Below are 14775 nucleotides of genomic sequence, written 5' to 3'. Positions count from 1 at the left end.
TGCAAGGTGCCATTACCCAGCTTGAAAATGCGTTATCAATTGCCAAAGCATTGCAAAATGCAGCAACTGCCTCTGAAGCTCATGGCGCGGACACCGACAGTCAGGAGCAACTTAAAGCGACATTAACTCAATTAGCCCAAAGTGGCATTATTGCTTATGCACAAGAAGGTATCGCTTTAACCAGTCCGGAAAACATTCAACTGTCCACTTCAAACAGTGTATCGGTGACCAGTGAAAACCAAACTGACATTAATGCGTTAAAAAACATTACCGTCTCATCCGGTGAATCAATCGGTCTATTTGCTCATAAATCAGGAATGAAAGTCTTTGCCAATCAGGGTGATGTTGAGGTGCAGGCACAAAATGCCAACCTGAATATGGCTGCTAAGCAAGATATTAAAATAGACAGTGTCGATGGAAAATTAACGGTCACCGCAAGTGAAGAGCTGACGTTAATGTGCGGAGGTTCATACATCAAAATCAGCAGTGCAGGGATTGAACTGGGCACGGCGGATAATGTTTATATAAAAAGTAATGCCATGCAAAAAATGGGACCGGCATCACTGTTTTTACCAAATACAGATCTTCCATTAAGCGTTGTTGAAATTGCAAAAGAATTGCCATATCAATTAAATCTTAAAATAGCTGATATTCCTGGTAGCATGGGAATAAATTATCCTAATACCTCATGGAGGATTGTTTCAGCCAACAGTTCAGATGATGCCCTAATGACAGATGATATCCTTTGTGAAGGAAAAACCTCTCAAGCAGGTGAATTATTGTTAACAGCTGAAGAGTCAAAATTAATATTAGTCCAATATAATAAACGCCCTGGATATTTATGGATCGTCAATAACAATATAGCTTATCAATTGCAATTTTCGAATCTAGAGGAAAGTAATAGTTTAAAAGCCAAGATTCAGGCTGCTCGAGCGATGGGTTATCATTTAAACACAATAAAAGAACAAAATCGTTTTTTAAAAGCTGTAGAAAATGACTCATTAATTAAGAAAAATCAGTTGGTTGATTCAATAAAAAAATAGTGGTACATAAATGAAGGAACACAATAAAACACAAGTAATACTTGATAAAAATAAAGAGCAAGAATACACATCAACTGTAACAGATGATATTTGGCTTTATGATATTAATAAGCAAAATAATAAAAACAATTTTGCAGAACCTATACATAACAACAGTGTAAAGAGTTATGTGCAATCTTATGAATATTTTCAAGATTTACTCACTGCTATGAGAAGTGCTGAAAAAGAGATCTATATTACTGGTTGGCAAGTGAATTGGGATGCAATGTTAACTCCAGATTTACGACTTGTTGATATATTACTTGAAGTGACGCAAGGTAACGAAAATTTAAAAATTTTTATTTTACCTTGGGACGATTGTTCACCAGTAGAAACATATGATGATGAAGCTAAAATAGTATTGAGAAATTATATTAATGAATATATAGGGCGTGAAGCTATAGCTGTCAGAATACATAGTTCGAGCAATGATGAGCCTGGCTATAGTCTGGCAACTAAACAATTTTTTTCTCATCATCAAAAATGTATCATTATCGATAAAAAGATAGCATTTGTTGGAGGAATAGATTTGGCTTATGGTCGTTACTGTCATGGTTATAAATTGGATCCTAATGCTGATAAACGAAAAGTGGCAAATCGTTATAATCCTTGTATAGTGCCGATGGATGAACCCAAAAAAGAAATAACTTTATCTTTTAAAGTTAAAAATAGAAAATCATTAAAAAATAATAAAAAATATCAGAATGAAGTTTTTGTTGAAAAACGTTTGCAACGCCAAGATAGCTCATTAGCTGATAATCAACCAATTATGCCATGGCAAGATATTCAAGTTAAAATTGAAGGAAAAGCGGTATTTGATCTGGTAACAAATTTTGTTTTACGATGGAATCAAGCTGATTATTCAAATGGTGAAACACGACCAAGATATAAGGACAATCATATAAATGACAGTAATAATGTAGTTAGCTTTGAATGCATTAGTCGTCGTTTATTTTTACCAACACAAGAAGAGTATGATGCTTTAGAAGATAAGGGAAATATAAGTGTTCAAATATTGAGAAGTGCATCTAGTAATATGCGTGGAAAAGAAAAGAGTAACGTTTTTGCGTCTGATAGAAAAAAACTACAAAAAAATATTAAGGAAAATTTAGAAACTGTTTCCGAACCTCAAAGTGATATCTACCAAGTTATGCTTAAATTAATTAAGAAAGCAAAACGGTATATCTATCTTGAAAATCAATTTTTCATTTCTGATTATGGTAGCCCTTTTGCAGGTTTAGGACGATTATCAAAGGTGGCAAAAACAGAAAGCGGGATTATACCTAATATCACAAGAATTTTATCTTTTAATGGGAAAGAATTACCAAAAAATAAAATTGTAAAAGAATTAAGTGATAAAGTTGCTCATGCTATTTTTGCTCTTCAACCAGAACCGTTTCACATTTATATTACCTTGCCTGTGCATCCAGAAGGATTATTAAAAGAAGGATCAATAATGGCAACCATTCACCAGACTATGCAAACTATTTCGTTTGGAAGCAATAGTTTACTTAATCAGATTCGAAAACATCTATGGGTTTATCAGCAACTGGTTAAAGATGAAGTACCACGTAAAGAGTGGGGTAAAATGCGTTCGGTTTATTACGATAAAATTGGCAATGAATATCAAACTATTCCACTTGAAGAGTGCGGTAAATATGTAACCTTGCTTAACTTACGTAGTTGGGCTCAATTAGGCGATCGTACCGTGACCGAGCAAATCTATGTGCATAGTAAACTTACTATAGTTGATGACCTTTATGTTTTAGTCGGGAGTGCCAATATTAATGACCGTAGTTTGTTAGGCGGACGAGATTCAGAACTAGCCGCATTAATTGTTGATAATGATACAAAAATCGTAACTTGTCCTGAGCGAGGCATAAATATACCGGTTAGAACCTTTGCCTATCAATTGCGTAAACAAATTTGGCAAGGTTTATATGGTGAAGGTTTAGAGCAAGCTATTGAAGTACCTGAACTGGCTAGTAGTGTAAAAGCCATTCAATCAAGAGCTAAAACGAATGCTGATATTTATGAATCGATTTTTCCATTTATAGTAAGAAATTATCTTTATGAAAAAGATAAAGACGTTAAAGTAAGATCTTTTGCATCAATATGGCCAGCTTTAGATTATAAAAAATTAGAAAATTATGTTAAGGAAAAATACAAGAAAACAATGGAAATGGCAAATGGAGACCCTAAACTTAAATCTGAAGTACGTCAAAAGAAAAGAATGCTTGAAGACCAAAAGATTAAGTATTATTTTGAAAAAGAATTAAAAATGCCCTTTAATCCTGTTTTTTGGCAAAACTACGTTATTAATCAATTTACTGAATTACAACAAATCAAAGGAAACATTACTCTGTTGCCCATTCACTGGACTGAAGGTGAAAATAATGCTATTCCTTACCATATCCGGTTAGTAACATAAGGATAACAATATGAAAAAAGCTATTTTATTAACAAGTTGTATGGCTATCAGCAGTATTACACAGGCTGCTGATTTAACATTTAAAACCGAATGCATGGGATCTTATTCTATTGATCTTCCAGATAATATTGAAATCGCTCTTTTTCCGATTGAGCGTTATTTACAACCTAGATCAGATTATCCAAACTATTTTTTAGATGGTAAATGGGCTATTCTTTCTACGTTTAATTATAATAATAATAATATAGATATTGCTGATGGTAAATTTAACAAAAAAATTCTACAAAACATTGTTAATCAATTAAATAGCGATTATGATGAACGATTGAAATCTAAACGTCAGTATGAAATTAAAAATATAAATAATAACAATAAATTAATTGGTTATTATAGTGATTATGCTAGTAATCTAGCTTTAATAGCCAATGAACGAATTTATACATTCTATTCGAATGAACGTTACCAAGGTGAGGAAAAAGATTTTACATTTTACAAACAAAATGCCGAATCCATTATCAATAATTTTAGAACTCGAGAACTGTTTGAAGTGCCTAAAGGAGCAGGAAAATGTATACCCTATGGTTTTGTTGCTGGTAATGATAAAACGATGCCAATTAATATGACAGTTTCTTTTCGCTTAAATGAACATCCCGATATTGTAATCTCATTTTCAGAGAGTACTTGGTCATTTACTAATTCATTGAGTTTTACCAGCAAAGATGAAATCAATCTGTTTTGGAATACGAATTATGATATTAATAATGATAACATTAAAAATATCAAATTATTAGGGTTTCCCTTTAAGTATCGAGATATTAAGATGGATGGACGAAAAGGATTAGCAAGCTTCGTGGAAATACGTTATAAAGATAACGCTCCGTCTGATTACGGTTACTATAGTATTGTCGAATATGATCCAGTAGTTAAACAAAGTTCAAAAAATTACCCATGGTTAATTATGTCAGTCATCGGCAAACAGAGCGAATCCAAAGGCAAAACTCCGCTGACGAAAGATGAGATATATGAACTAGCAAAAAAAATTGAAGCCTCAATTAAACGAAGAGCAACAGAGCAATGATTGATCATTTAAAAGGATTAGGAAATTTGGCTTCTTTGAAATTAATTAGAAGTGATATAACAAAATTTATACTATTCACAACCTGTATGACTATCAGCAGTATTACGCAGGCAGATGATTTAACATTTAAAACCGAATGCATTGGATCTTATTCTATTGATCTACCTGATAATATTGAGGTTGCATTGTATCCTACCAATGAATATTTTAAACCTAAAACTAGATATCCAATATATTTTTCAGATGGTAAGTGGGCTATTTTATCAACTTTCAATTATAATCATAATAACTTGTCAATTACTGCGAATTGGACTGATACTGAATTTATTAACGTTAAAAAAAAGATGCAGAATTCTATTCAAAAAGTTAAGAAAGAAAACCCTGAAATTTTAGCAGAATTGTGGAATAAAAAAGATAATTTTGGCTTTTATGCTACAGTCGCTTCTCGTGTAATTTTTGCTGAAAATAATAAAATTTATTCTTTCTATTCTGATGAACATTATCAAGGTAAAAAAAGAGATTTTGATTTTTATGAACAAAACGCTAAAGCAATTATAAATGGTTTTTCAACACGCAACTTATTTGAAGTACCGCAAATGGCGGGAAAATGCTTTCCTTACAGTTTTGTGGCAGGTGATGATTCAAGTACCCCTATTAATCTTACAGTCTCATTTCGTTTAAATGAACATCCCGATATAGTAATTTCTTTTACAGAAAATACTCGTTCATTTACCAATTCATTGAATAATCATGCCAAAGATGAATTTAATGACTTTTGGAACAATAATTATGATATTAATAATTACAATATAGAAAATATAAAATTATTGGGTTTTCCAAAATATAAAAAAATTAGAATGGATGGTCGGCAAGGCGTAGCAGGATTGGTTGAGATAAAATATCAGGATAAGTCACCATCTGATTATGGATATTATAGTGTGGTTGATGACGATTCAAGAAATACAGAAAGTAGTAAAAAAAATCACCCATGGTTAATTATGTCAGTAATTGGCAAACAGAGCGAATCCAAAGGCAAAACTCCGCTGACGAAAGATGAAATATATGAACTAGCAAAAAAAATTGAAGCTTCAATTAAACGAAGAGCAACAGAGCAATGATGATTTAGTTAATGTTTAGGTTTATTGGAATTTATAAATAGAGGTTTTTAAAGATTAAGTATTCTTAATAAATAGTATTTCAATTTACAAAAGCTGAATACTTAAAACTATAAATTAGTTAATGCATTATGATTAAAAATAGCTTATAAAGTAGAAGCTAAAATGTAACTACCAATATTAATTAGAATTTTAAATGAAATTTATAAGAAGTTTATATCAAGATTTTAAGTGAAAATTATATATCTAGTAAACTAGTAAAACGATAAATTGAAAGTGTTATAACTTAAAGAATATAAAACGTTTTGAATTATTCAATTAAAAGTGTTCTGACAAAGGAATTTTTCAAAACAGGGATTATTATAATAAAAAAGATAGCACTAATTGTCTTAATGTGAGTAACAATGTTTATAAAAATACCCATTTAACAGCAAATTAAAAAGCTTTATTAATATAAAAGATTTTTTAACCACCTATAGTTTATACAGATTTTTAAAAGAGTAACATAATAATACTTATAAATAGATTAATAATTATCAATGATATTATGTAAAGATTTTCAAATATTTCTTATTAATAACAAAAATAGCAATGATAGCCATTAAAGCGCTAAAGAATGCGACAAGATAGTTAAAATATTCTGCTAGTGTCATAGAGAGAAGAACCAATAATTTCAGAAAGTAGCAAAGTACTTTGAAATACGGCGTAATCAGTAGCTGTTTGTTTGCTTTGTTTAGCATAAATCATGGTAAAGGTATAGATACTAACCACGGTAATTAGTATCGCTAATAAAAACTGCATAGGTAGTAGCTAACTTTAACGATAACCTATTTTATCCAGCCAATAATTTTCCACTAAAGGTGCTCATAGAAACTTAACCATCAATGTATTCTTGCTAGGAGAATTATTGCAATTACAGCCAGTGATATGCCTGCATCAAGCAATAAAATAGGATGAGCATCAAACGCTAAAACAACAGAAATGTCTTGAATAATATAGAGTTTGTAAATTATAAATAGAAAATAAGGTTGGTGGTTACTGCTAGTATTTTGGTTGTTCATAAAGCATTTTCATAAATCTTTTATTTTTAATAAATCTATAAAAAAGAGCATTTACTGCTAAAAAAATTATATGAAATAGTAGCTTTATTTTATTGTAAATGCAAATGACATTTGTTATCGTTTATGGATTATGAAGGAGCATATATGCATTCAGATGAAATATTAAGAAATTATAGATCTGAAAATCATATCAATGGTTCTAGCTATATAGAGCTTCAGCCTGGCTTATCTGTGAGTGTGGTAACAGCAGAACATTTAAATGCAGTAGATGTTTGTAAAAAATTTTCTAGCTGTAATAATTATTTATGTTTTAATTGCCAATTACAGGGTAAATTACATATGCAAATTAAAGATCGACACTTTCGCACTCATAAAGGTGACTTGATCTTTGGTTTTACTGGTGGTGAAAGCTTTTGCTTACAGCATTCTGATGATTTTTGTAATGTGGAAGTCATGGTAATGCCAAAATTATTAGAAGTATTGCTAGGCGATATTGATTTTCAATTTTCATGTTTAGATCATAATATGAATTTTTTTTTACACCATCATAAATTAAAAGCTAATAATAATGTGCTATCTTCAGCAAGGCAACTGTACCATTTAATACAAAACACCGATTGTAAAGTTACTAATAGATTATTGTTGTATGCTTATGTTTTAGAATATTTAAATTGGTATTTTCACTCTTTTAATAGTTGTCTTGGAAAACAAGAATTTACCCAAAGAGAATATAAACAAATCAATGTTGCACATGATTATTTGTTAAAAGATTTAAGTAGTCCTCCAACAATTGATTGGTTGGCAAAAAAAGTAGGAATGAATCAAAATAAGTTAAAAAAAGGCTTTAAAAAGGTATTTGGTAAAAGTATTTATGCCTATTTTTTAGCCGAGCGTATGAATAAAGCTAAGCAGTTATTAGTGACTAATAGCGTAACTGAAACAGCGATTATAATGGGTTATAGCAATATTAGCCATTTTAGCTCCGCTTTTCGTAAGCAGTTTGGGGTATTACCAAAAGAAGTACGCCGACAAAATGCTTATACAATTAATAAATGTGAATAGTTCAGCTACTATTGACTTTATTTGATGTTTGTTTATCGATTATTGACTAAATAAACATTGCATTTCAATAGTGCCTGTTAGTAATTTATTTTTTTGTGATGATCGTTATCAAATGCTCTGCACGAGTTAAACCGACAATTGTTTGTTCAGCCATAGTGACAAAATAGATACTTTCTGACCATCTATTTTTTGATTTATTACTGCTTTCTAACACGGTTACAGTTTTAACAAAAATACTTTTATTAAAAATTAACTCTAAGGTGACAGGGTAACCTTTAGCCAGTAAAATACTTAGTCAATTAATCGCTGATAGTCTAGAACCGCCTACGTAAAAAAAACATCATTTTAAAGTTCTCTATTACCGTCACGACCAATCCAATAAACATATTGAACATCGGTTAAAGAAAATGGTCATTTGTAACTCTATCCATCACAGTGAGTCAACTTGTAATAAAGATAATCTTACTAAAAGTCTTTAATAATAATGTTTACCATTGCTGTAAGGTTGAATATTCTATCAGTTCAGCAAAGGTGATATTATAGCCACAGATTTACGCCATTGACTAACCAAATGCATAATATGTAATGAGTCAAGTCCACTTTCAATGAGGTTATCCGTGTCTTTAATTTCACCTGTTCCATGTGGTAATAATTTCTTTATTTGATCATAAATTTCGTCATAACTAATATCCGTTACTGATAGAGACATAATTATGGCTCCATCCCTGCCACTGATTATTATCCTCTAACCACTAAATAGCGTGATATACAACTAAGCTTTTCGATGGTTTCTTCTAGTTCTCGTTCAGGTAATGATTGATCAATAATGCCAGCACCTGCTTGCAACCAAACTTGTCCGTTTTGTTGATAAAGACTTCGTAAAACAAGAGCTGCATCTAAACTACCATTGCTATCAACAATCATTACGCTACCACTATAAGCCCCGCGTTTGTTTGCCTCATGATGTCGAATGGCTGCTAAAGCTTCACGTTTGGGTATACCAGATGCAGTTACAGCAGGAAAGAGTGATTTAAAAGCATGCCAAGCAGTTAAATTAGGTTTTAATTTACCTGTAACACGTGACGCTAGATGTTGTACTGTGCCACGTTTGGAAACTGTCATAAATTGTGGAATAACAACGGTGTGTTTTTCGCAAACACGTTCTAATTCTTCAAAAGCAAGTTTTACAGATACGGCATGTTCGGCGATTTCTTTAGTATCATTAATTAACTCGTCATAAAGTTTTGCTGACTGTTCTGGATCATCTTGTTTTAAGGCTCTAGTGCCAGCTAAAGGTTGGGTGCTTACTATGCGTTCTTTATTAACTTCTAATACTGTTTCTGGGCTAAAACCAATTAGTTTTAGATCATTAAAATTAAGTACAAAAGAGCGAGCAGGGGTATTATGTTTGCGACCAAGTTGATAGCTGGCCACAAGATCAATATCAGCTGGAATCGGAACTTTTCGGGATAAAATAATCTTTTGGTATTGACCTGCTTTAATTTCATTAACTGCGATTGCTACTTTTTCTTTATAAAGTTCAGCATTAGTTGAACGAATGATCGCTTCGTTTTCTTTGAACGTATTATTAATTTTTGGATCGGTATGATTAAGTTGATCTAACTTTGTTACAACAGCATGCAGTTGTTGTAAGCCTTCCTCTGTTATACTTCTAAGTAATGCTTGGTTATGAGTAAATCTAACTTCTTGGCTAGGAATAAATAGCTGTAATAATGTTTCATCATTATTACTTATATAATCTGGATCGTGGAAGATATGAGCTAATTCAAATTTACTAGCGCCATAAGCACGCCAATCGGCAATGGATAAAGAAGCTAATGCCGCATTAATATTGTCTATAATCTCAGCTTGGTCCCAATACTGTTGTTGTTGGTTATAACAAATGATCGCTTTGTCCGCAGACACAGTAAGTTGTGCAATATTACCTAAACCAACTGACCATTCACCATTATGCTCATAGACCGCATATTGTTCATTTAGTTTATTGTTAATCAAAGCAACAGCAAGATCTAATGGCTGATTATTAATGCTAATTAATTGTTCAAAATAAGTTTGTTGTTGGTTATTTTTCATTTATTGTTCACCTATAATAGATAAGCAGCGTTTGTCAATTTTTCCTACAGAGGTTAATGGCCATTTAGTCTAGTGTTCTAATTGATCAGGCAATTTGTAAAAAGCTATACCTTGTTGTTCTAGAAAATTTCTAACATCACTTAAAGTTATTTGTTTATTAGAGGAAATAATGAAAGCACAATTAATATCTTCTAACCGACTATCTTTAACGGGTACTACGGCATAGTTTTCGATAGAAAGGGGCTCAATAAGCTTTTGTTCTTCTATACTCCAAGTTGCTGTTTCAGAATTTGTCATTGCATTAACCTTTTTTAGTAAGTCATAATTTAATTAAACTTCCATTTGATTATGCTAATTAATATATTTATAAATAAGAATGATTATCATTCATAAGTTAAACGTTTAATTTAAAAACTTCTCCCCTTATCGGTTAAAAATAACCCTATCAGATTTATTTTTTTAGAATTTTTCTAATTTTTATAGTTAACTATTTATTTTTTAACAAATAAAAAATCATGAGATGATTTAATAAATAAGAAATTTTTTTCAACAGGATAATGTTGAAAAGTTATTGCGCTAAACATTAATTGAGAGTTAAAAAAAATTTATAAAATTTAGAGTGTTTAAATGTCAAAAATAAGTGAATTATGGAATAAAGGACAATTACCAACTAAAGATTGTGTTTATTTTGCAAATGGAGAGTCGTTTTCTTTTTTTGCAAACTTCTACCCTAATATTTTTATAAAAAAAGGATAGTCATTTAATCTTGTTGATTTTTTATATCAAAATCCTGACGATATAACAAATATAGATATTTTTAAGAAAGTTGAAATACAGATGGGAGGAACATGCTTGTTGGGTGAAGGAAGTTTTGGTTCAGAAGGGTTTATTGCCTATATAGCAGCTGATGAAAAGCTAAATTGGGTGATATATTTTAAAAAATCCAATCCTTTTATAAATGCGATCGAATTATCAGGTCAATTGCTTGAGGTAGAATCTAGCGCTAATTATAAAGTAATCTTAGATTTAGAAAATCCTGTTAATATTAAATCGTCATATAATAATGAGTAAATTACTTATTAAAATATATAAATTTCAATGTATTATTTGAGGCTTTACACTTAACAGTATTATTAACCTTTTCGGGTGAAATATCTAAATAAAGACGGCTTACCCTACCATAATAATTTCTATTACGACCTCTTAATGGTATGCTGAAAAAATTGACGGATGAAGCTTGTAGACTTGTCTAAGTGTACTCATATCTGCTATCGAGTAAACCGATACAGGAAATTGAAACTATCTCGATCCAATAAAATCTGAGGTATAAAAAAAACAATAGTTAGACGGAGAAATAGGGCAGCAATACAATACTTTTAAGTATCATGAACCTGATATAGATCGCTTTACTCAGCCAAATACAACAGGTTTGAATTCTCTAAAAAACATTAAAATGTCTTAAATAAAAAAGCTGGTATACGGAATAATTAAACATGAATAAATTTGATAAAGAAATGCAATTCCTTATAAAAAAAGAAGGTCTAGACGATTTTTCAGTCTTTTTTTCTGATTACGAAACTTTTGAGGAAATTCCATTATTTTCAAGGTTCAAACATATTTCATTTTTATCATCTCTTTCATTTAATGAAAAAAATAAGATTTTGATAAAAAAATGTCTTGAATTAATCAATACATGTAAATTGAAAGTTAAAGATTATATTGACGATAAAAATATAAATAACTATTTTATCTGTGTGAGTTTAACTGATTGGGAAGATTATGAGGAGATAAATTGTTTAACTCCAAATATATACATATCTAGAAAGAAAAATTGGTTATTGTCGCTCTTAAAACTGAAACATTCTCAAACTATAGAAGAAAACCTCATAAGAGAATATCTATTTTCAATTAAGGAATTTGATTATACAGTACTCATTTCAAAAGATTTTGAAGCATATAAAAGAGTGTATATTGTACATAAATCTATTATTAATGAAGATATAGAATTAAATTAGAAATCCAATATTAAAAAGAAATTTTGCATTTGAACAGTTAGAACAAAATAGAGATATGATTGAAAGCGAAATTGATTATTTAGTTAATTAAAAATAATTTTATGATTTCAATTAAAAAAACAGTAACAACTATAATCATATATTTTAATGGAGATGTTAAAACAAGCTGACCTATATTGAACAACTGAGATTAACTGATTGTAATATTAAACCAGTAAAAAATTTGAAGATGACTTTATTCGATACAAAGGTCTCTTTGAAAATTACTTAGGCGAAAATGACCAAAATAGTAAATAATGCGGAAACTGAACTTTTAAAGGATATTGTCATGTTGCAAAGCGGTCGGAAGTGAGTCCATGTTCGTCTGTGTACAATAAAAAAGGCAGTAATTAATGAAAATATACAAAGAGGAAAAAATGATTTATAAACCCAAAAATTTATCTGATTGCCTAAAGCAATTTGTAACGGTATTGAATCCAGTAAGGAGATGAATATTTTGGGTTATCTTTTTGCATAGAGAATAGTGGAATATGAAACAATTATTTAACTGCATGTTACAAGGAAATATAAGTGACGTTATGGTTACAGGTTATATAGATACTGAAACTCCGCCAGTTTTCCACCCAATGTATGATAGGATCTATTTCATCATAAATGAAGATATCTTCGAATTATACATTGATGATGGAATTATTTGTTATAATTATTTGAAAAATATAAATGAATGGTTTGATGTTGATGAAGATGATCAATTTTCTTTAATGTCTATATATTCACAATTATTTAAAACTGAACAGGAAATAAAGGTAACTCAAATTGACTACAAAGCGATCCGTTTTTCGACCCTAGAGATTAATTACAAAGATGGAGAAAATGAAAGGCAATTGTTTTTAGACCCAAATAATTTTTTTGGTTTTACTTATTATAACTAATAAAAACAGTGTAAGAAAAATGAAACTTTCCTGCTTTTTTAATTTAACTCTTGTTCAATAATAATGAGCTGAATATGGTCTAGGAAATCTACGACCAGCACGATATATACTTTGCATTATCAGCGTTCTGGATATATGCAACCCGTGCTTTGTCATATTATTCAAGATGCTGTGAGACACACATTTAGAATTTAAACAAGTAAAGGAAAAAAATAATTTATGGATACTATTATTTATTCTAAAACTCCCGCAACCTTAGAAGATATTTCCAATTTTGAGAAAATTATTAAAGATAATTTACCAACTGATTATAAAAATTTCTTAATGAAATATAATGGAGGACAACCTCAGCCAAGTTCATTTAGATTTTTTTCTGATAGAAATGATGGTTCTTCGGTTGATCAATTTCTTAGCTTAGGCAGAGAAAAACATAGTAATTTATTAAATTATTATGAGAATTATAAGGATAGAATTCCATCAAACTTCATTCCCATAGCTCATGATGCTGGCGGTAATCTCATTATTATGGAATTAAAATCTAATAGTAATAGAATTTATTTTTGGGATCATGAGTTTGAAGTAGATGACGGGGAAACACCTAATATGGATAATGTTTATTATATCAATCAGTCTTTTACTAAGTTCATAAATGATCTCTATAAAGAAGAAATAATTTAATTTTAACCGTATTGAGCGATGAATTTAATTTATCTTTACAAGATTGAACATAATAAAGAACAAATAAATACAGGAAAAAGGAATATATACCGATCCAGTAAAATAAGCGATATCAAGAACAATGTTTAGATGAAGAAATTGGGCTTAAATACAATAACCCACAAACAGGCGTTTTTACTTAGACGGACAGGATTGGATTGGTTGGTGTATTTAATCTCCTAGTGCTCAGATATTGATTGATAATTGGGGACTGCGTTGTATGGTTAAATGTACTAAATATGTACCTAATATTACACAGTATAACAAAATCAGTAAAATCAAATATAGTTTAAGAAAAAATTATTTCCAATCTTAAAGTAAATATAATCAATATTCTAAGCTAGAAAATTGAACTATGAAAAAACCAGATAGAGTTATTCAACAGAATTGGTTGTGAAAAGGAATATAATTATGTAATAGGTGTAAAAGCAAAAAAGGCATATTGTTGTTGATAATCCCAAAAAGATAAACAGATTACATCTTATCCAACCCATAAAAAGAGTTAATATAATGCTAAATTTTTCATATTTATCTGATACTGATGGAAGTAAACCATAAGTAGTTTTAAACGACAAAAATGTTGAATTGTTAACTGATGCTTTTTTTCATTTAGAGAAAAAAACTGGAATTTATATTGATCCCTATGGTACAACAAAAGTTTATCCTGACCATCAAAAAATCTTAATTAATTATTTATCGAATAATAACGACAATGAAATAAAAGAATTATTAGTTTATTTTAGAGAAGCAGTTTCTCAAGATGAAATAATACTAGCTGAAGGGGATTAAGAAATGAGTAATTATTCAAAAAATATTAAAATAGGATAGGTATTGTGTTATAAAAAATAAAATTAATGATTTTATCTAATCATTTAAATATCAAATAAGTCATTCTACTGGATGATTTATTTATAATATTTTACTAAATTAAATATATTGGTGAGTAAATATTCTTTAGATTGAAAAAATATATTTTATTACAATGCCTGTGGACATTGCAGCAGCAAATAGGCTGCCGATGTTTCTCATTATTACCATTACGATGGCGACATTAACTGCGCGAATTGTGCATTGCCATGAACTACACATCTATTACTTCCCTACGAGCTGAATTATATGCTGGAGGATTTATTCACTGATCGAAATACGCATCAAAATGTTGAATTTTAGCGAACGCTATGATCACAC

14 protein-coding genes are annotated in these 14775 nt (G+C 30.1%); 10 read left to right on the top strand and 4 right to left on the bottom strand.

From position 1 onward, the window contains the following. From H3S88_RS10735 to H3S88_RS10715, 5 genes are all read left to right on the top strand, one after another. Window positions 1-1043 (top strand): DUF2345 domain-containing protein (locus tag H3S88_RS10735; RefSeq protein WP_198231963.1); only part of this gene is annotated, 1043 nt, incomplete at its 5' end. Between the two features lie 10 nt (window positions 1044-1053). Further along, window positions 1054-3513, top strand: a complete 2460-nt coding sequence (locus tag H3S88_RS10730; RefSeq protein WP_198227999.1) for a hypothetical protein — start codon at window positions 1054-1056, stop codon at window positions 3511-3513. 10 nt (window positions 3514-3523) lie between these two features. Next, window positions 3524-4591: a T6SS immunity protein Tli4 family protein gene (locus H3S88_RS10725; protein ID WP_198227997.1), complete on the top strand. Its 1068-nt coding sequence runs from the start codon at window positions 3524-3526 to the stop codon at window positions 4589-4591. Beyond that, entirely contained in the window at window positions 4588-5709 is a 1122-nt protein-coding gene (locus H3S88_RS10720) for a T6SS immunity protein Tli4 family protein (protein WP_198227995.1), read from the top strand. The genes H3S88_RS10725 and H3S88_RS10720 overlap by 4 nt, the downstream gene beginning before the upstream one ends. A gap of 1202 nt (window positions 5710-6911) precedes the next feature. After that, window positions 6912-7829, top strand: a complete 918-nt coding sequence (locus H3S88_RS10715) for a helix-turn-helix transcriptional regulator (protein WP_198227993.1) — start codon at window positions 6912-6914, stop codon at window positions 7827-7829. A 517-nt stretch (window positions 7830-8346) separates the two neighbouring features. Here H3S88_RS10715 and H3S88_RS10710 read toward each other — a convergent pair. The 3 genes from H3S88_RS10710 to H3S88_RS10700 form a co-directional block, all read right to left on the bottom strand. Further along, window positions 8347-8538 (bottom strand): phosphopantetheine-binding protein, encoded by a 192-nt coding sequence (locus H3S88_RS10710; RefSeq protein WP_198227991.1) that lies wholly within the window; start codon window positions 8536-8538, stop codon window positions 8347-8349. A 29-nt stretch (window positions 8539-8567) separates the two neighbouring features. Further along, complete coding sequence (locus tag H3S88_RS10705) at window positions 8568-9923, bottom strand: salicylate synthase (protein WP_198227989.1); 1356 nt, start codon at window positions 9921-9923, stop codon at window positions 8568-8570. 69 nt (window positions 9924-9992) lie between these two features. After that, window positions 9993-10220 carry a hypothetical protein gene (locus H3S88_RS10700; protein ID WP_198227987.1) on the bottom strand — a complete coding sequence of 76 codons (228 nt, stop codon included), beginning with the start codon at window positions 10218-10220 and terminating at the stop codon, window positions 9993-9995. Between the two features lie 555 nt (window positions 10221-10775). On the opposite strand from H3S88_RS10700, the gene H3S88_RS10695 reads away from it, so the two are divergent. The 5 genes from H3S88_RS10695 (at window position 10776) to H3S88_RS10675 (ending at window position 14376) form a co-directional block, all read left to right on the top strand. Then, window positions 10776-10994: a hypothetical protein gene (locus tag H3S88_RS10695; protein WP_198227985.1), complete on the top strand. Its 219-nt coding sequence runs from the start codon at window positions 10776-10778 to the stop codon at window positions 10992-10994. 422 nt (window positions 10995-11416) lie between these two features. After that, window positions 11417-11938 carry an Imm15 family immunity protein gene (locus H3S88_RS10690; RefSeq protein ID WP_198227983.1) on the top strand — a complete coding sequence of 174 codons (522 nt, stop codon included), beginning with the start codon at window positions 11417-11419 and terminating at the stop codon, window positions 11936-11938. A 530-nt stretch (window positions 11939-12468) separates the two neighbouring features. After that, entirely contained in the window at window positions 12469-12870 is a 402-nt protein-coding gene (locus H3S88_RS10685) for a hypothetical protein (RefSeq protein WP_198227981.1), read from the top strand. Between the two features lie 219 nt (window positions 12871-13089). Then, on the top strand, window positions 13090-13548 hold the full coding sequence (locus H3S88_RS10680) for an SMI1/KNR4 family protein (RefSeq protein ID WP_198227979.1): 459 nt from the start codon (window positions 13090-13092) through the stop codon (window positions 13546-13548). Window positions 13549-14172: 624 nt separating this feature from the next. Then, window positions 14173-14376, top strand: a complete 204-nt coding sequence (locus H3S88_RS10675; RefSeq protein WP_198227976.1) for a hypothetical protein — start codon at window positions 14173-14175, stop codon at window positions 14374-14376. A 165-nt stretch (window positions 14377-14541) separates the two neighbouring features. On the opposite strand, the gene H3S88_RS13385 is transcribed toward H3S88_RS10675, so the two are convergent. Next, on the bottom strand, window positions 14542-14676 hold the full coding sequence (locus H3S88_RS13385; RefSeq protein ID WP_255519211.1) for a hypothetical protein: 135 nt from the start codon (window positions 14674-14676) through the stop codon (window positions 14542-14544). Window positions 14677-14775: the final 99 nt, after the last annotated feature.

It is taken from the genome of Gilliamella sp. B14448G11, from assembly GCF_016101765.1.
Lineage (GTDB): Bacteria > Pseudomonadota > Gammaproteobacteria > Enterobacterales > Orbaceae > Gilliamella > Gilliamella apicola_N.
The sequence above is the reverse complement of the archived record's forward strand: the minus strand, read 5'-3'. Positions and strand labels throughout refer to the sequence as shown.

What these genes read in the sequence shown, in the direction of transcription:
- H3S88_RS10730 (WP_198227999.1), top strand. Translation starts at nt 1,054, where the DNA reads ATGAAGGAACACAATAAAACACAAGTAATACTTGATAAAAATAAAGAG.
- H3S88_RS10725 (WP_198227997.1), top strand. Translation starts at nt 3,524, where the DNA reads ATGAAAAAAGCTATTTTATTAACAAGTTGTATGGCTATCAGCAGTATT.
- H3S88_RS10720 (WP_198227995.1), top strand. Translation starts at nt 4,588, where the DNA reads ATGATTGATCATTTAAAAGGATTAGGAAATTTGGCTTCTTTGAAATTA.
- H3S88_RS10715 (WP_198227993.1), top strand. Translation starts at nt 6,912, where the DNA reads ATGCATTCAGATGAAATATTAAGAAATTATAGATCTGAAAATCATATC.
- H3S88_RS10710 (WP_198227991.1), bottom strand. Translation starts at nt 8,538, where the DNA reads ATGTCTCTATCAGTAACGGATATTAGTTATGACGAAATTTATGATCAA.
- H3S88_RS10705 (WP_198227989.1), bottom strand. Translation starts at nt 9,923, where the DNA reads ATGAAAAATAACCAACAACAAACTTATTTTGAACAATTAATTAGCATT.
- H3S88_RS10700 (WP_198227987.1), bottom strand. Translation starts at nt 10,220, where the DNA reads ATGACAAATTCTGAAACAGCAACTTGGAGTATAGAAGAACAAAAGCTT.
- H3S88_RS10690 (WP_198227983.1), top strand. Translation starts at nt 11,417, where the DNA reads ATGAATAAATTTGATAAAGAAATGCAATTCCTTATAAAAAAAGAAGGT.
- H3S88_RS10685 (WP_198227981.1), top strand. Translation starts at nt 12,469, where the DNA reads ATGAAACAATTATTTAACTGCATGTTACAAGGAAATATAAGTGACGTT.
- H3S88_RS10680 (WP_198227979.1), top strand. Translation starts at nt 13,090, where the DNA reads ATGGATACTATTATTTATTCTAAAACTCCCGCAACCTTAGAAGATATT.
- H3S88_RS13385 (WP_255519211.1), bottom strand. Translation starts at nt 14,676, where the DNA reads ATGTGTAGTTCATGGCAATGCACAATTCGCGCAGTTAATGTCGCCATC.